Origin of the sequence: Marinobacter metalliresistant (assembly GCF_038098645.1) — a bacterium.
Taxonomy (GTDB): Bacteria; Pseudomonadota; Gammaproteobacteria; order Pseudomonadales; family Oleiphilaceae; genus Marinobacter; species Marinobacter metalliresistant.
Window position 1 is genome coordinate 3,752,970 of the sequence record NZ_CP101118.1, and the last position, 17,245, is coordinate 3,770,214.

Annotated in this window: 14 protein-coding genes; 9 read left to right on the plus strand and 5 right to left on the minus strand. The window is 56.7% G+C overall.

Going from position 1 to position 17,245, the window contains the following annotated elements; genetic code table 11:
- The first annotated feature begins 3 nt into the window (after positions 1 to 3).
- From NLK58_RS17530 to NLK58_RS17550, 5 genes are all read left to right on the plus strand, one after another.
- The gene (locus NLK58_RS17530; RefSeq protein WP_117619584.1) at positions 4 to 1,098 is read left to right on the plus strand and encodes a PilW family protein; all 1,095 of its coding nucleotides are present in this window, start codon (positions 4 to 6) and stop codon (positions 1,096 to 1,098) included.
- A 34-nt stretch (positions 1,099 to 1,132) separates the two neighbouring features.
- Complete coding sequence (locus NLK58_RS17535) at positions 1,133 to 1,606, plus strand: PilX N-terminal domain-containing pilus assembly protein (RefSeq protein WP_117619585.1); 474 nt, start codon at positions 1,133 to 1,135, stop codon at positions 1,604 to 1,606.
- Between the two features lie 33 nt (positions 1,607 to 1,639).
- On the plus strand, positions 1,640 to 2,008 hold the full coding sequence (locus NLK58_RS17540; RefSeq protein ID WP_117619586.1) for a hypothetical protein: 369 nt from the start codon (positions 1,640 to 1,642) through the stop codon (positions 2,006 to 2,008).
- 209 nt (positions 2,009 to 2,217) lie between these two features.
- Positions 2,218 to 4,842: a PilC/PilY family type IV pilus protein gene (locus NLK58_RS17545; RefSeq protein ID WP_341581395.1), complete on the plus strand. Its 2,625-nt coding sequence runs from the start codon at positions 2,218 to 2,220 to the stop codon at positions 4,840 to 4,842.
- A gap of 3 nt (positions 4,843 to 4,845) precedes the next feature.
- Complete coding sequence (locus NLK58_RS17550; protein ID WP_117619588.1) at positions 4,846 to 5,298, plus strand: type IV pilin protein; 453 nt, start codon at positions 4,846 to 4,848, stop codon at positions 5,296 to 5,298.
- A gap of 72 nt (positions 5,299 to 5,370) precedes the next feature.
- On the opposite strand, the gene NLK58_RS17555 is transcribed toward NLK58_RS17550, so the two are convergent.
- The 3 genes from NLK58_RS17555 to NLK58_RS17565 form a co-directional block, all read right to left on the minus strand.
- Entirely contained in the window at positions 5,371 to 5,937 is a 567-nt protein-coding gene (locus NLK58_RS17555; RefSeq protein ID WP_162893763.1) for a GspH/FimT family pseudopilin, read from the minus strand.
- A 125-nt stretch (positions 5,938 to 6,062) separates the two neighbouring features.
- Positions 6,063 to 7,451, minus strand: coding sequence for a sigma-54 dependent transcriptional regulator (locus NLK58_RS17560; RefSeq protein ID WP_117619590.1), 1,389 nt, complete (start codon positions 7,449 to 7,451; stop codon positions 6,063 to 6,065).
- 56 nt (positions 7,452 to 7,507) lie between these two features.
- Positions 7,508 to 9,169 (minus strand): PAS domain-containing sensor histidine kinase, encoded by a 1,662-nt coding sequence (locus NLK58_RS17565; protein ID WP_117619591.1) that lies wholly within the window; start codon positions 9,167 to 9,169, stop codon positions 7,508 to 7,510.
- 93 nt (positions 9,170 to 9,262) lie between these two features.
- Here NLK58_RS17565 and NLK58_RS17570 point away from each other — a divergent pair, with 93 nt between their 5' ends.
- Complete coding sequence (locus NLK58_RS17570; protein ID WP_117619592.1) at positions 9,263 to 10,927, plus strand: NAD+ synthase; 1,665 nt, start codon at positions 9,263 to 9,265, stop codon at positions 10,925 to 10,927.
- A 99-nt stretch (positions 10,928 to 11,026) separates the two neighbouring features.
- Here the strand turns inward: NLK58_RS17570 and NLK58_RS17575 are convergent, their stop codons facing one another.
- Positions 11,027 to 11,860, minus strand: coding sequence for an outer membrane protein assembly factor BamD (locus NLK58_RS17575; protein ID WP_117620440.1), 834 nt, complete (start codon positions 11,858 to 11,860; stop codon positions 11,027 to 11,029).
- A gap of 146 nt (positions 11,861 to 12,006) precedes the next feature.
- Between NLK58_RS17575 and rluD the strand changes: the two genes are divergently transcribed.
- The 3 genes from rluD (at position 12,007) to clpB (ending at position 16,476) form a co-directional block, all read left to right on the plus strand.
- Positions 12,007 to 12,984: a 23S rRNA pseudouridine(1911/1915/1917) synthase RluD gene (gene rluD / locus NLK58_RS17580; RefSeq protein WP_117619593.1), complete on the plus strand. Its 978-nt coding sequence runs from the start codon at positions 12,007 to 12,009 to the stop codon at positions 12,982 to 12,984.
- Complete coding sequence (pgeF, locus tag NLK58_RS17585; RefSeq protein WP_117619594.1) at positions 12,974 to 13,762, plus strand: peptidoglycan editing factor PgeF; 789 nt, start codon at positions 12,974 to 12,976, stop codon at positions 13,760 to 13,762. Before rluD ends, pgeF begins: the two co-directional genes overlap by 11 nt.
- A 137-nt stretch (positions 13,763 to 13,899) precedes the next feature.
- Positions 13,900 to 16,476 carry an ATP-dependent chaperone ClpB gene (gene clpB / locus NLK58_RS17590; RefSeq protein WP_117619595.1) on the plus strand — a complete coding sequence of 859 codons (2,577 nt, stop codon included), beginning with the start codon at positions 13,900 to 13,902 and terminating at the stop codon, positions 16,474 to 16,476.
- Positions 16,477 to 16,520: 44 nt separating this feature from the next.
- On the opposite strand, the gene NLK58_RS17595 is transcribed toward clpB, so the two are convergent.
- Positions 16,521 to 16,976, minus strand: a complete 456-nt coding sequence (locus NLK58_RS17595; RefSeq protein WP_117619596.1) for a DUF4124 domain-containing protein — start codon at positions 16,974 to 16,976, stop codon at positions 16,521 to 16,523.
- Positions 16,977 to 17,245: the final 269 nt, after the last annotated feature.

The following is a 17,245-nucleotide window of genomic DNA, read 5'->3' on the forward strand; positions in this document are numbered from 1 at the left end:
TTGATGGGAGCCAAAAAAGTTCAGGGGTTCATTACCCATAGCCCAAAAGGGCAGGCCGGTTTATCGCTGGTTGAATTGATGGTCGCGCTTGCCCTGAGTGCAACGCTGATTCTTGGCATTTTCACGGTCTATGTGGATTCAAGCCAGACCGCTCGCCTCAGTACGTCTCTTGCGCGGATTCAGGAATCCGGTCGGATCGCGACGGATATCGTCGGGCGAGACATGCGGATGATTGGTTTTCAGGGATGTGCGGACCCTGCAGACGTGACCATGAGGATTATCGCGGATAACGCCCCTACGGCAGATTTCTTCTCCACCACCCTTAGAGGCTGGGAAGTCGCCGACGGCAACTGGGCCAATGGCACCGAGTTTGACGGGACCCCGATTGAGGCCAATGCCCTCGTTGGAAGCGATGTGATTTCGATACAGCGCGGCCAGACCATTGACGTCGAGGTGACCGGAAACATGAACGTGGTAAACGCCAACATTCAGGTGGCAGGCACTGCGATTAATTCGTTTACCCAGAATGACATTGTTCTGATTTCCGATTGCGAGAACGCGGATCTTTTTCGAATATCGAGCGACCCAAGTAGCGGCACCTGGGCGCACGCCCAAAACGTGAACTCCAGCAACAATCTGGGGCAGGCGTACAACGAAAGCGCCCGGATTATGAGGTTCTCATCCAACGTTTATTTTGTCGCCGATACCGGGCGTGATGACATTCAGGGTAACGACATAATTGCTCTCTATAGGGGCGCCAATAACATGCTCGCTGCCGGCGGGCCAAGCTTCCAGGTTGACGAGCTGGTGGAGGGGGTCGAGAGCATGCAAATCCAGTATGGGGAGATACTGCCCACCAACAATATCCGTTACGAAACCGCTGACAACGTCACCGATATGTCTCGCGTGGTCGCGCTGAGAATCGGCTTGCTGATCAGTGACGCTGACCAGGTTCGGGACACGGACGATACATCGAGCTATGCGCTGCCAGGCGAAGTGATTACTGAAGCAAGTGGTGCCGGCCCGGTGACGCACCCGGAAGACACCCGCTTGAGGCGGACTTTCATCAGTACGGTGACCTTGAGAAACAGGGATTAAGCATAGGTGCATAGAACGCCAGAGGATAGAAGCTATGACTGAATTGAAGACAGGTCGCCAGGAGCGTGGCGCAGTTCTGATCGTAAGCCTTGTGGTTTTGTTGGTCTTGACGCTCATCGGTGTCGCGGGGATGAATACGTCAGTGATGCAGGAGCGTATGGCCGTGAATGCCCAGAACTCCAATCGGACATTTCAGGCTGCCGAGAGTTCCGCCAGTGCCTTGACGGAGCGGTTAATCGGGAATGATTTGAGCTTGCTAAGAGAGTCGATGCAATCTGCGGACAATATGAGCAGTTCGGTTAACTTCACGGTTGACGCCGGGAACGGCGTTGCCGGTACCTACCAGGCCCGGTACCTCGGCGAAATAATAGCCGGTAGCGGCAGCTCACTGGATGCTAACGAGAGCTCCACGGCACTGGATGGTTATCGATATGAGTTAAGTGGCACTGCAACCATGGCAGGGACCGGTGCGACTTCAACGGTCTTCAAGGGAATCGAATATTACTGATTGTTGGTTTTGGGACCAGCTCTGGAGGAAAAGATGATCAAGAAAATGCTTTGTTTACCACTGGTAATGTTCGTTTGGGCGATCACTCCGGTCAGTGCGGCGAGTCTTGAGGATGCGCGGTTAATTGATAGCCCGATTGAGGCCTATGAAGCCGCTTCCGTCGAGTTGATGGTAGATTCATCGTCACGGGTATTCAGTGTGGTTACCGAAGGCTGCGAGCTTTGCCCTGAACCACGCCTGCTTCCAGCTCGTGGATTCAAGGTTCAGGTTGGCAAGCGTGACGTAGGTGCAGATGGATACCGGCGCGTTTCTGGCCAAGCCGGTACCGTACTCGTGGATTCGGATAGTGGGATGGCGTTGATGGTCATTTATCCTATCCAGCAAGAAGGAGAGCTGCAATGAAGGTCTTCATAAAACGATTCGCGTGGGGCCTGCTTTCCATGTCCCTGACGGTTGGCACCTCTACAGCGGTTGCTGACGATACCGAGATTTTCTTTACAGACGCTGACAAGATCGTCAAGCCCAACATTCTGTTTATTCTCGATAAGTCCGGAAGCATGAGCAATATCGCGGAAGGAACGTCCAATCGCCTGGAGGTTGTTCAGGCGGTAATGGGCAATCTTCTGGATGATATGGAAGACGTCAATGTCGGGGCCATGTATTTTGGTGGCAACGATGGTGGTTATTTCCTCTCGGCAATCAAACCGATTGCTGACGTCAGGTCACCATTGAAAACCGCAATCAATGGGCTCTCGCCGGGCGGAAATACGCCGCTTTCCGAGACAACTTTTGAGGCAATGAGGTATTTTCAGGGAGGTGATACGTTCATCCGTGATTCCAGCGTTGCCGATGTGATGGATGGAAACAAATACGACAGCCCGATCGAGTACCAGTGCCAGCCAAACAACATCATTTTGTTAACGGACGGCCAGCCCACTCAGGATACCAACTATCAAAGCACCATGGAGAGCACCGTCGGCTCGTGTTCCGGCAACTGCCTCGACGAAATTGCGGAGTACATGTTTGATAACGACATGAGCACGGAACAGGACGGTCCGCAGTCCATCCGCACATACACTGTGGGCTTCCAGAGCAATCAGACGCTGCTTTCTGACGCCGCTTCCAATGGCGGCGGACAGTACTTTCAGGCTAACGACGCCGCTTCATTGGCAACCGCGTTTGAGACAGCCTTCAACGACATCCTTGCGACCTCTGCAACCTATGTGGCTCCAGGCATTGCGGTCAACACTTTTGACCGCCTGAATCACCTCGATGCGCTCTATTTTGCTCTGTTCCAGCCGGCGAAAGGAGCCCGTTGGCCGGGTAATCTTAAGCGCTACAAACTCGCTATCCAGGAGAATTCCACTACCGGGCAAAGTGAGGCCGTCATTGTCGGCGAGGACGGGCAGCCAGCCGTCGACCCGAACAGCGGTTTCTTCAAGGATAGTGCCCAGAGCTGGTGGAGCAATATCCAGGATGGCAAGGTTGTTACCGACGGAGGAGCCTCGTCACAGCATGCAGATCCCAACTCCGATCGCAAGGTCTATTCGAATCTCGCCACAAACAGGGGGCTGACGAATAGCGCCAATGCGCTCGCAACAGGTAATAATAATCTGACCAAGGCTCTCTTCGGGGACACAAACATGTCCGATGCAGATTTCTCCGCCCTGGTTAACTGGACCCGGGGTCAGGATCTCGATGATTCGGACGGTGATGCATCAACAACCGACTCACGGAAGTTTATCGCGGACCCGCTCCACTCCGTACCGCACCTGATCGTCTATGGTGGCAGTGAGTCTTCACCGGATACCGCAGTGTTCTTTGGGGATAATCAGGGCTTTATCCACGGTATCGATGGTGAGACCGGGGAAACGCACTTCTCATTCATGCCCAGAGACCTTCTGAAAAATCAGGCAGGTTTAAAAGAAAACAGCGAGACCGCGAATAAAGTGTATGGCATGGACTCGTCTATCCTCAGCTGGGTTAATGATGACAACAATGACGGCAGTATCATTGCTGGCGACGGCGATTTCGCTTATATCTACTCGGGTATGCGCCGTGGTGGTTCCAACTACTACGCACTGGATGTAACCAACCCTGATCAGCCAGACTTTCTCTGGTCGATTCAGGGTGGGCAAGCCAATACCGATTTCGCTGAGCTGGGCCAAACCTGGTCGAGACCTTCCAAGACCAAGGTGGAAATTGGCAACCAGATCCACGACGTGTTGATCTTCGGCGGCGGATACGATGCTGACCAGGACGATGCAACAACGCGCACCGTTGACGATATCGGCCGGGCTTTGTACATCGTGGATGCTGAAACCGGTGACCGTCTCTGGTGGGCTGGCCCCACAGGCAGTGGCGCGAACCTTGAGCTTGCTGATCTGAAATACAGTATCCCCTCTGCCCCCAAGGCTCTAGACCTGACCGGTGATGGTAAGATTAACCAGATATACGTGGGTGATATGGGCGGACAGATTTTCCGGTTTGATGTTACCAATTCCAACGCTGCCGATGACCTGGTTACCGGTGGTGTAATCGCAGATCTGGCGGAGGATAACAGTACCGCGAACAATCGGCGTTTCTACCATGCGCCGGACCTGTTCGGTTTGAAGTTTGGCGGAACGCGGTTCCTTGGTCTGGTCATCGGGTCGGGCTTTCAGGCTCACCCTCTGGACGAAAATATTGATGACCGCATTTACATGATGCGAATTCCTGAGATCAGCGCGCCGCCGGTCGACGACCAAGGCAACGTGCTGTACACGCCCATTACTGAGACAGATCTTTACGATGCCACTGACAACCTGGTTCAACAGGGAACATCGCAAGAGCAGAACGACGCTGCTGCGGCGATTGGCTTGGCGGATGGCTGGTATATCCGCCTGACGAACAGCGGTGAAAAGGTGCTCTCGACAAGCCAGACCATCAATAATGAGGTGTTTGTCACTACTTACGAGCCAACTCCAAGTACAAACATCTGTATTCCGTCGGCCGGTACATCGCGCCTGTATCACCTGTCGGTGCTTGATGGGCGTGCTGTCGTCAACTACGACGGAGTGGGCGCAGCCGACGAGCTGACCCGCCCTGACCGGGAGGTGGAACTCAATACGATCGGTCTGCCTGCCGACCCTCAGCGCATGCGTGTTGATGATACGGATGTGGTGTGTGTTGGCGCGGAATGTGTGACGGTAGACTCTCTCAAGGGCGTCGTTGAAACCTATTGGTACGAGGAGTAAGTCTTGGTTAAGGCAAGGAGTTCCCAGTCAGGTTTTACGCTTATTGAACTGATGATCGTGGTGGCGATTATTGGGATCATCGCCGCCATTGCTTATCCCAGTTACGTAGAGTACACGGATCGTACTCGCCGTTCTGATGCTCAAGGAGCGTTAACCGGGCTCTCGGGTGCTATGGAGCGATATTATGCTTCTAACAACACTTATGAGAGTGCAGCGGCCGGTGGTGCGGATACCGGTGCTCCGGCTATATACCCGGATGAGGCGCCGCTCGACGGTGGGCAGAAGTATTACGATCTGACCATCGAGGCTGCGGATGCAAACTCCTACACCTTGCGGGCAACTCCGAAAGGCGTGCAAGCGGGAGATGGAAACCTGGAGCTTGACTCTACCGGTGCGCGACGCTGGGATCGCGACAATGATGGCTTTGGCGCTGGTGATAATACCTGGGAAAACTAACTTCCGGTAATCCTTGCAGCAATGATTGAAACGCCGGCCTTCAGGGTCGGCCTTTTCGTCTATGTCCGACAATTAACCAGGGCAGAAAACCTTCGCTCCCCATGAAAGCTTAATCATGCCATCCGCGTCCTTGTCGTGCTCGGCCCGGAAACGACCGGCAATGTTGACCGCCATGTAGCTCATGTTGCCGCTTGCCGGATTCGAAGGACAAAGTATCAGGCTTCCCATTGCGCCATGAGCCATACCCCTGGGATTAAACTGAAAGTAGCCTCGCCCGGCTGTGCGAGAGCGTATCCGGAAACCCCCGAAGTCTGGCGTGAATTCCCGGATTACCGTGTCTTCGTCAGGTTGTTTGTTATTGTCTGAATCAACAAATACCGAAATGGTGTTTTGCCAGTCGTCTATGCATTTGTTCTGTGACGAGAGGGGGCAGACCGTGATCAGCTGACGCTGACTTGCCGCCGACCAGCGGGCGAATGCGAAGATTGAGTGATAGTGTTCAATAAGAGTTCTGTGATTTGATCGCTCGATCCAACCTCCGAACGACTGAACAGCAAAACCGGTGGCAATGGCCAGCACGGCGACCGTAATAACAAGCTCCGGCAGTGTAAAACCTGCAGGTGATTTGGCGGTACTCATCGTTAACATCCATGTTCTATCTTTTTGGGAAGTGCCGGATTCACGTCCTGCGATATCCGGTAAGATTATTTTAAAAGGATGGAATTTATATTCTGTGAACCAGTCCCTTTAAATGTCTGCTAACTTTACTCCATCCCCAACTTCTTCAATCGATACCGCAACGCCCGAAAACTGATCCCCAACCGCTTCGCCGCCGCCGTCTTGTTCCAGCGGGTCGCCTCCAGAGCCTTCTCAATCGCTTGCCGTTCGATGCTTTCCAGGTATCCTTCCAGATCGATTTCACCATCCGGCACGGTAAAATTCTCACCTTCGCCGGCCTGGCCCTCGGCAATAATCTGTGAGGGCGATGCGGCATGCTGTACACCATTCCCGAGATGCAGATCGTCAGCGTCAATCTGGTCGGCATCGCACAGGGTAAACGCGCGTTCCAGAACATTCTCCAATTCCCGCACGTTTCCGGGAAAATCGTAGCTCTTGAGGCGCTCTATCGCAGCGGGAGTTAACGTGGCCGGATCGCATTCGTACTCTCCGGCAATACGTTCAAGAATGTGGCCGGCGAGTATGGGGATATCATCGAGCCGCTCCCGCAAAGGCGGAACAGCCAGTTCGATCACGTTAATCCGGTAGAACAGGTCCTGGCGGAAGCTGCCTTCCTGAACCAGTTCCGGCAGGTTTTTATGGGTGGCGCTCAGCACCCGGATATCTACCGGTACTTCCTTGGTGTCACCTACTGGTCGGACCGCTTTTTCCTGGATGGCCCTGAGCAGTTTCACCTGCATGGCCAGCGGCAGGTCTGCGACTTCATCCAGAAACAGAGTGCCACCGTTGGCAGAGCGGAACAGGCCGTCCTTGTTTTCCACAGCCCCGGTAAAGCTGCCTTTCTTGTGCCCGAAGAATTCACTCTCCATGAGTTCCGAGGGAATCGCACCACAGTTCACGGCAATGAAAGGTCCCTCCCGGCGGGGGCCCTGAAGGTGAATCATTCGGGCAACCAGTTCCTTACCACTGCCGGACTCACCACTGATGAATACCGGCGCCTGGCTTCTGGCCAGCTTTCGGGTCTGGTTCCGGAGTTTCCGGATCTCCGGAGATTTACCGAGTAGCAGGCCGGGCTCGTCGGCTCCATCTTCCGAGTCCGCCTTGGGCTCCGAGAGCTTGAGCGCACTGTTTACCAGCTCTCTTAAGCGGGGCAGTTCCACCGGCTTGGAAACAAAATCGAAAGCCCCGGCTTTGAGGGATTCAATCGCCGTGTCCATATTGCCGTAGGCGGTAATGACGGCCACCGGTGTTGCCGGAGCATGCTGCTGGATCCACTGAACCAGTTCGATACCATTGCCGTCCGGCAGGTTCATGTCGGTGAGGCAGAGGTTCGGTTTGTTCTGCTCCAGCAGCGCCAGAGCGCTGGTCAGGTCGGGTGCCGTGAAGGTGGTTATGCCCATTCGGGTGAGGGTGATTTCCAGCAGTTCCCGGATGTCCGGTTCGTCGTCAACGATCAGCGCTGTGTATGTGGTCATGTTGTGTCGTCGGTTCCATGTCGTTGTTCAAACGCCCGATATCCGCCGGTGTAGGGTCAGATCATTCGCCCAGGGTGGGCGAACGTAATGCGGAAACAGCAGCCGGGCTGGTCGTCGTCTACCAGGGAAAGATGCGCCTGATTAGCCTCGCACAGTTCCCGTGCCAGATAAAGCCCGAGCCCGGTTCCGCTCTTGTCGGTGGTGAAAAAGGGCTCGAACACCGAGTTACGGTTTTCAGGGGCAATGCCAGGCCCGAAATCGCGGACATCCACGTAGGCTCGTTCGCCATCTGCTGTGGCTCCGGCGTGAAGTTCGATGTGCCGCTCGCCGGTCTGCTGTTTACTATACCGCAAGCCATTATCGCAGAGGTTAACCATCACCTGCTCGATCTGGCTTTTATCGAAACGGGCTGGCGGCAGGTCGTCTGAGTCGTTCTTCAGGATGATATTTGAGGAGGTGCAGTCTTGGTCCTGGGTTTGGAGAAAATCTTCCCTGAATTCCTTTAGCCAGGGCTCCAACTCGATCAGGTCGGCGTTGGCGGCCCGGCGCCGGGAGAGGTCCAGAACATTCTCGATGATGCCATTTACCCTGCGGGAATGGCGCCGGATGATTCCAAGCATCTGGCGGTCGCCGGGCTCAAGGTTCGGGGCCTCTTCCATCAGCTGTGCCGCATGGCTGATCGCACCCAGAGGGTTGCGAATCTCATGAGCAATGCCTGCGGTGAGTCGCCCGAGAGAAGCCAGTTTCATCTGTTGTGCCTGCTGGGTGACCTTACTCATATCTTCAATGAACACGAGTATCTGGTCGCCGCGTTCCTGGTCCAGTTGGGTAAAGTTTGCCTGCAATAACGGGGACGTAGGCGAGGGCTGGAAGGGTTCGATCCGGCGAGTGGGGTCTTTCAGCCAGGCTTCGAGGCCCTGTTTCAAGGGTTTGGGTAGCACGGTTGTGAATTCATGAATGGGTGCCGCGGCTTTGGGGGCGCCGTACAAAAGCTCCTCGGCGGCGGCATTGGCCAGGCGAATCTGGCCGAAACAATCCAGCACCAGTATGCCGGTGCGCATGCGCTGGATAATCTGCTGGTTGATCTGCTCCAGTTCGGCAATGCTGCGGGCCCGGCTGGTGGCCAGTGCCTCGCTGCGCATCATCCGGCGGGAGATGTTCTGCAACACGAAGGCCGCCGCAAAGTAGAGGATGCCCAGGGAGCCGGCCCGGACAATATCGTCTGCCGATTCACCCAGTGCCAGTACCGCCCACCCGGAGATGCCCAGCGAACTGATGGCGGCCAGTGCCGCATAAAACGTTCCCATGCGGCTTGGGGTCAGGATGTTGCCCGCGGCCACGGAAACAATAACAAGGTTGGCCAGGCCGTTGGTAATGCCCGTGCTGGTGAGCAACAGCCCGTGCATGATCAGAATGTCCAGCAGAATCGAGAGCGTGATGTGCCGCTGGCCAGGATGAAACCCCGCCACGAGGAGCAGGGCGATAAAGGCGTTCAGCCCCAGATACGCTGAAACGCCGGCCTGGTAGTAGTCGAGCATCCGGAATTGCACGTCGAAATTGACCGGATCGACGAACAGCAGCGCCACCAGTATCAGGCTGACCACCAGGCGGTAGTGGTTGTAGATCCTGAACAGTTTTGCCTGCTGCAGGCCGGAAGGCGTGGTGGGAACGGCCGGGCTTATGGTGTTGGCTGTTGTTGTAGATGTCTCTGTTGCCATGATTTACCGGAATCCGCTGTTGGTCGGAAGAAATCCACGCGCGTGCGGGGTTATAATAGCCTTTTCATGGCAATGAGTTACAGGAGCCGATTTATGTCCGTGTCCGGAAAACAGGCCGTCTACGGGGTGACAGCCAGAAAACTGCGGGTGGTGATGGCCCAACTGGACTTTCTGGTGGGTGATATTCCCGGCAACACGGAGCTCGTCATTGATGCTGTCCAGCGGGCGGCATCGGACCACCAGGCGGACGTTGTGGTCTTTCCCGAGCTTTGCCTGACGGGTTATCCGCCGGAGGACCTGCTGTTGCGGCCAAGCCTTGAGGTTCGTGTTAACGAAGCGCTGGAGCGGCTGCAGGAGGCGCAACTGGAGCCGGCCATCGTTATCGGTGCACCCCTGCGCCACGGAGCGCTCCTGTATAACGCGGCTGTGGTTATCGACGGTGGCGAAATCACCGGTCGGTACTTCAAGCGTTTCCCGCCCAATTACCAGGTGTTTGATGAAAAGCGGTACTTCGCTGAAGGTGCGGATGTTTTGACCCTTGATATCCGTGGTGTTCAGGTCGGCATCACCGTCTGTGAAGACATCTGGAAGGAAGGGCCGGTAGAGGACTGTGCCGCAGCCGGCGCACGGCTGATCCTGAACCTGAACGCCTCCCCCTACGATATCGATAAACAGGCCCGCCGGAAGGCCCTGCTGGAGCGTAAAGCGAGAGAGAATCTGGTCAGTATTGTTTATGTGAACCTCGTTGGTGGCCAGGACGAGCTGGTCTTTGACGGTGGCTCCATGGTGTTCGATCACTCCGGTGTGCTGATGGCAGAAGCGCCCCAGTTTGGCGAGGGCCTTTACCCGGTCGATTTTTTGTGTGAGCGCCACTGCCAGCCGATTTCCCAGCCCTTACCTGAGGAGCCGTCACTGGAAGCCAATGTGTACAAGGCTCTGGTGACGGGCGTTCGGGATTATGTAAATAAAAATGGCTTTAAATCGGTGGTTCTGGGGTTGTCCGGCGGCATCGACTCGGCGGTCACCCTGGCGGTGGCGGTTGATGCCCTGGGTAAGGACCGTGTCCGGGCGGTGATGATGCCTTTTCGTTATACCTCCAGCATGAGCCTTGAGGACGCCGAGGCTGAAGCGGTGGCACTGGGGGTTCAGTACGACGTGTTCTCTATCGAGCCCATGTACGATGCCTTCATGGAAACCCTGGCCGGGCCTTTCGAGGGTACCCGTCCTGACACAACCGAGGAGAACTTGCAGGCCCGCCTGCGCGGTGTTCTGCTGATGTCCCTGTCCAACAAGTTCCGCTCTCTGGTGCTGACAACCGGTAACAAGAGCGAGATGGCGGTGGGCTATTCAACGTTATACGGGGATATGGCCGGGGGGTTTGACGTTCTCAAGGATGTGCCGAAAACCCTGGTGTTCCGGTTGGCCAGGTACTGCAACACGGTATCCCAGGTAATCCCGGAGCGGGTTATCACCCGGCCGCCCTCCGCCGAACTGGCGCCGGACCAGAAAGATGAGGACAGTCTGCCCGGCTACGATGCGCTGGATCAGATCCTGAACCTCTACGTGGAGCGGGATTTCAGTGCCGACGCCATCGTTGCGGAAGGCTTTGAACGGGCCGATGTGGAGCGGGTTATCCGCCTGGTGGACACCAACGAATACAAGCGCCGGCAGGCGCCGATTGGCGTACGGATTACCGAGCGTGGTTTTGGCAAGGACCGTCGTTATCCCATTACCAACGCCTGGAAAAGCGGAAAGTAGCCGATTGCCCGGGGTCAGATGAAAAAGGGGTCAGATGAAATTGGGGTCAGATGAAAACTTCATCTGACCCCAATTTCATCTGACCCCAATTTCAGCCTTTTATTCGTCGCCCATCAGGCCAAAGGTGACAACGTTGGTGAGTGAACGACTCTCTCCCTTCAGCAGGTCTGCCTCGAACTCGCCATTGCTGTTAAACGCTTCGCTGTCTGGAAAGTTGGTGCGAAGCAGGGCGATGGCGTCTTGGGCGCCCTTTTTCAGGTCAAGAAACTGATAGGTTTCGACCATGATGATCAGGGCCTCTTCAACGGAAGGCGATGACGGGTAGTTCTCCACCACGTATCGGCCACGGTTGTTGGCGGCAACATAGGCCTGGCGCTTGATATAGTAGCGGGCTGCGTTGATTTCCAGTTCGGCCATCCGATTACGGATCGCAACCATGCGCTGGCGGGCGTCTGCCACATACTGGCTGTCCGGGTAGCGGTTGAGCAGTTCCGAAAAATCCCGGAAGGATTGCATCTGCTCACCCGGATCCCGGGCGGCCACGTCGATCGGGAAATAACGGGCCGCAAGCCCCAGGTCCAGGTTGTAGGAGGCAAGGCCGCGCATATACAGGGCATAATCCGCGTGGTCACTTTGCGGGTTCAGCCGCAGAAAGCGGTCAGCCGCCGCTCGGGCGCCTTCGAGATCCAGGTTCTGGTAACGGGCATAAATGAGATCAAGCTGAGCCTGCTCGGCATAGCGGCCGAAGGGATAGTAAGTTTCCAGCGAATCCAGGTTTTGTTCCGCTTCGTTGAAATTCCCGGAGCTCATGGCTTGGCGGGCATTCTCATAGTAAGTCTTCTCCGGAAGCACTTCTTCCTGCTTATTGGAGGCGCAGGCACTGATCAGAACAACCAGTGTGGAAAGTAGCAGTAAACGAAGACCTGATCTCATGCCGGAATCCCGTATAATGTCGATTAATTCAAGGGCAGCCATTGTAGCGGGGAAGTTGCTCCATGTGCAGAGGCATGTGAAGAGCAACGCCCCGCTGTTTCAAAGAATCTGACCGAAACGTAACACACACAGGCCCTGGGGGCTTAATGTCATCTGAAAATCGAATCGTCGCCAGCTTTGTTGTCCCACCGACGTTGAGTGACCGGCGCCTGGATCAGGCAGCGGCAGAGCTGATGCCCGAGCACTCCCGTTCGCGACTGCAATCATGGATTAAAAGTGGTGTGTTGACAGTGAATGGCGAGGCGCGCAAGCCTCGGGACAAGGTGATGCTCGATGATCGCCTGGAGCTGGATGCCGAGCCGGAAATTCGGGTGAGCTGGCAGGCTGAGGAAATCTCCCTGGATATCGTCTACCAGGACGAGCATCTTCTGGTCATCAACAAGCCCGCCGGGCTTGTGGTGCATCCGGCGGCCGGCCATGCCGACGGCACGCTGGTCAATGCGCTGCTGAACTATGCACCAGAAGTGGAAAATCTTCCAAGGGCAGGTATCGTGCATCGGCTCGATAAAGATACCTCGGGCATCATGGTCGTTGCCCGCAGCCTGATTGCCCACACCTCCCTGGTGGACCAGTTGCAGACACGAACCATGGGGCGCGAATATGAAGCGGTTGTGGTCGGCACGCTGACGGGTGGTTCAACGGTGGATGCGCCTATCGGCAGGCACCCTCGGGAGCGTAAAAAGATGGCGGTGGTTGCTTCGGGCAAGCCGGCGGTTACCCATTATCGCCTGGTAGAGCGTTTTGCCGCCCACACGCTCATCCGCTGCAAACTTGAAAGCGGCCGTACTCACCAGATCCGGGTGCATATGGCCCATGTCAAACACCCGCTGGTTGGTGATCCGATGTATGGCGGTCGCCTGCGGCTTCCCAAGGGAACCACTGAAGAGCTGCGCGAGGCGCTCTCCGCGTTCAACCGCCAGGCACTCCATGCCCGGCAGCTGACGCTGGAGCATCCGGAGACCGGTGAAATCCTGAGCTGGGAAGTACCCTTGCCGGGAGACATGGTCACGCTGATAGAAGCCCTGCGCAAACACGCCCGGGAGCTGGAACACCGTGATTACTGAAGGAACCCTCCTGAACCCGGGCTGGTCCGGGCCGGGAAGGGTGCAGGCCATCAGCACAACCCGCGCAGGCGGTGTCAGCGGATCGCCGTGGAACAGCCTCAATCTCGGCGGCCATGTCGGAGACAACCCGGAACACGTGCAAGAGAACCGGCGGAGACTTGCCGAATTCATCAGGCTGGATAGTGCCCGGATCGGTTGGCTTAACCAGGTGCACGGCACCAAGGTTGTCGAACTCACACCGGACAACGTCCAGCAAATCGCGAATGCTGACGCCAGCTACACCCGACACCCCGGCATCGCCTGCGCCATCCTCACCGCCGATTGCCTGCCGGTGATTCTCTCGGATTACAAAGGTACGGTCGTCGGCGCCGCCCATGCCGGCTGGCGGAGCCTGTGCGGTGGCGTAATTGAGAACCTGGTGAGCGCCATGGCTGTAGCACCCGAAACGCTGCAAGCCTGGCTCGGCCCGGCCATCGGTCCAGACAGGTTCGAAGTCGGCCCGGAAGTCCGTGACGCGTTTTTGAGGCATGATCCGGAAGCCGCCCGCGCTTTCAGGACCGACGGTGCCCGGTCGGGGCATTTCATGGCAGATATCTACGCCCTTGCCACCCTGAGGTTGAACAATCTCGGTGTTTCCGCCGTCACTGGCGGTGGTCTGTGCACAGTGCAGGACCAAGACCGGTTTTTTTCCTATCGAAGGGATGGTCAGACAGGGCGCATGGCAACCCTGATCTGGAGAGCCTTACCCGACCCAGGCTTGCACCGAAGCCAGAACTGACGGCCGTCAAATTTCTGACGAATAGACCGCAGTCCCGCTTGAAGTCCCCCCACTTGCCCCTACATTAAGGGTCAAAGCAATCGAATATCCGCCATCACCGGCACTACGGTATTCGCAGAATTTTGGGGAAACTACACATGAGAATCGACAAGCTGACCAGCAAGCTGCAGACCGCCCTCGCGGACGCACAATCCATCGCGGTCGGGAAAGATCACAACTTCATCGAACCAGTGCACCTGATGCAGGCGTTGCTTGATCAGGAGGGCAGTGCCATTAAGCCGTTGCTCAAGCAGTCCGGTGCCGAGCCCGGACGCATTCGCCAGGCCATCGCACGGGAAATCGAGAACCTGCCGGAAGTGCAGGGATCGGCCGGCGATGTCTCCATGTCCAATGACATGGGCCGGCTGTTCAATATTGCCGACAAACTGGCCCAGAAGCGGAAGGACCAGTTCATTTCCAGTGAACTGATGTTGCTGGCGGCGCTGGAAGACCGTGGCACCCTGGGTCGGGTCCTTCGTGAGCAGGGTGTCGACAAGGCCGCCCTGGAGAAGGCCATCAACGAGGTTCGTGGCGGTGAAGCTGTAAACGATGCCGGCGCGGAAGAAAATCGCCAGGCGTTGTCCAAATACACCATCGACCTGACCGAGCGCGCCGAGGCCGGCAAGCTGGACCCGGTGATTGGTCGTGACGACGAGATCCGCCGCACGATCCAGGTGCTGCAACGTCGCCGGAAGAACAACCCGGTACTCATCGGTGAGCCTGGCGTGGGTAAAACCGCGATCGTTGAAGGTCTGGCCCAGCGAATCGTGAACGGCGAGGTGCCGGATGGCCTCAAGGACAAGAAGGTCCTGTCCCTGGATATGGGGTCTCTGATTGCCGGTGCCAAATTCCGGGGTGAATTCGAAGAGCGGCTGAAGGCAGTGCTGAATGAGCTTTCCAAGCAGGAAGGCCAGATTATCCTGTTTATCGACGAAATCCACACCATGGTTGGTGCCGGCAAAGCCGAGGGCTCCATGGACGCCGGCAACATGCTCAAGCCGGCCCTGGCCCGGGGCGAACTTCACTGTGTGGGCGCCACCACGCTCGATGAATACCGTGAAAACATCGAGAAAGACGCGGCCCTTGAGCGTCGGTTCCAGAAAGTACTGGTGAGTGAGCCCAGTGAGGAAGACACCATCGCAATCCTGCGGGGCCTGAAGGAGCGCTATGAGGTTCACCACGGGGTTGAAGTTACCGATGGTGCAATCATTGCGGCGGCTAAGCTGTCTCACCGTTACATTGCCGACCGACAGTTGCCCGACAAGGCGATTGACCTGGTGGATGAAGCCGCCTCCCAGATTCGCATGGAAATGGACTCCAAGCCGGAGCCGCTGGACCGCCTTGAGCGTCGATTGATCCAGCTGAAAATCGAGCGTGAGGCCCTGAAGAAAGAGACCGATGCCGCGTCGAAAAAACGTCTGTCCGAGTTGTCTGACGTGATCACCGGCGTCGAGCGTGAATACGCTGATCTGGAAGAAGTCTGGAATACAGAGAAGGCGGCTCTTCATGGCTCGCAGAAGATCAAGAGCCGGCTGGAGCAGGCCCGGATCGATCTGGAAAATGCCCGCCGGGCGGGCGACCTTGGCAAGATGTCCGAGCTTCAGTACGGGCAGATTCCCGAGCTTGAGCGCCAGCTGGATATGGCCAGCCAGGCCGAGATGATGGAGATGAAGCTGCTCCGGAACCGGGTAACGGACGAGGAGATTGCCGAGATCGTCTCCAAGTGGACCGGTATTCCGGTGTCCAAGATGCTTGAGGGTGAGCGCGACAAGCTGATGCGCATGGAAGAGGCGCTCCATGACCGGGTTATTGGTCAGGACGAGGCTGTGGAAGCGGTTTCCAATGCAGTGCGCCGCTCCCGGGCGGGGTTGTCCGATCCCAGCCGCCCCAACGGTTCATTCCTGTTCCTTGGCCCGACCGGTGTCGGTAAAACCGAGCTTTGCAAGGCCCTGGCATTCTTTCTCTTTGATACCGAGGAAGCCATGGTTCGCATTGATATGTCCGAGTTCATGGAGAAGCATTCGGTGGCTCGCCTGATCGGTGCGCCTCCGGGGTATGTGGGTTATGAGGAAGGCGGCTACCTGACCGAAGCCGTGCGCCGTCGCCCCTATTCGGTGCTGTTGCTGGATGAGGTGGAAAAAGCCCACCCGGATGTCTTCAACATCCTGTTGCAGGTGCTTGAAGACGGGCGGCTGACAGACGGCCAGGGTCGCACGGTAGATTTCCGGAATACAGTAATCGTGATGACGTCAAACCTTGGCTCGGACATCATCCAGCAGAAAGCCGGGGAGGAGAATTACGAATCCATGAAGAATGCGGTCATGGAAGTTGTCGGCACACATTTCCGCCCCGAGTTCATAAACCGGGTGGATGAGGTGGTGGTGTTCCATCCGCTGGCCGAAAGCCAGATCCAGGGCATTGCCCGGATTCAGATAGAGTCTCTGAGCAAGCGCCTGAAAGATCAGGATATGAAGCTGGAGCTGGATGATGCTGCCATGGAGTTGTTGGCGGAAGTGGGCTATGACCCGGTCTACGGTGCCCGGCCGCTGAAGCGGGCCATCCAGCGGATGATCGAGAACCCGCTGGCCCAGAGGCTGCTAAAGGGAGAGTTTGTGTCGGGTGATGTCATTCGTGGCACGGTGAAGGAGCACCACCTGGATTTCACCAAAGCCTGAGGCCTAAACCGGGGTCAGATGAAAGCGTTCATCTGACCCCATGTTCACATTGGTTCGCAGTTATCTTTCGCCATTCGCTCAAGTTCTGCCCGTTTCTCGGCAAGCTCTTCCGGAGTCAGATAGCGCAGTTCGCCGTTTTCCTCAATCCGGATGCGGGCGTGGTTGGCAATTACCTCCAGGTTGGACCGGGCTGTCGCGCAATTTGCCTCGCGCTGTTTCCGGCGGGCCTCCTCAACGGCGGTCTCCTGGCGCTGCCTTGCCTCATCTTCCTGGTGTTCCTGCAGATTCTGCAGTCGCTCCTGGGGGCTCGGTCTGTTTCCGGAAGCATCCGACGAAGTGCCGGAGCGAACATTGACGCGTTCGGCCTTGGCGCCATTGGGCTGCCGGTCACCAAAGTGGGTAACTCCGTTTTCGTCGGTCCATTTATAGACAGAGGCGCTCATGGCGACACCTGGTACAACGGCCAGTAATAAGGTCAGCGTCAGGGTTTTTCGGTTCATGGCTCTACTCACGTATGTTCACTGCTCCCGGGCAGGCAGACAACCTGGATAAACCGGGCCCGTTTTTCTCTTTCGATTATGGCCTATCATGCCACCAGTGCTGTGGATTTTCTTCTGTCTGGTTCAAATCTTTGCACCGGATTTGCGCCAGGTATGGCAGACCTTCGGCCAGTGTAGGCACAGAAACCCGCAGCGGCTATTGACAGGGAGTTTAGCGCTGTCAGAATTACCGATTGCCTGAAGACTGGGGTCAATACGGCAGGCAATCC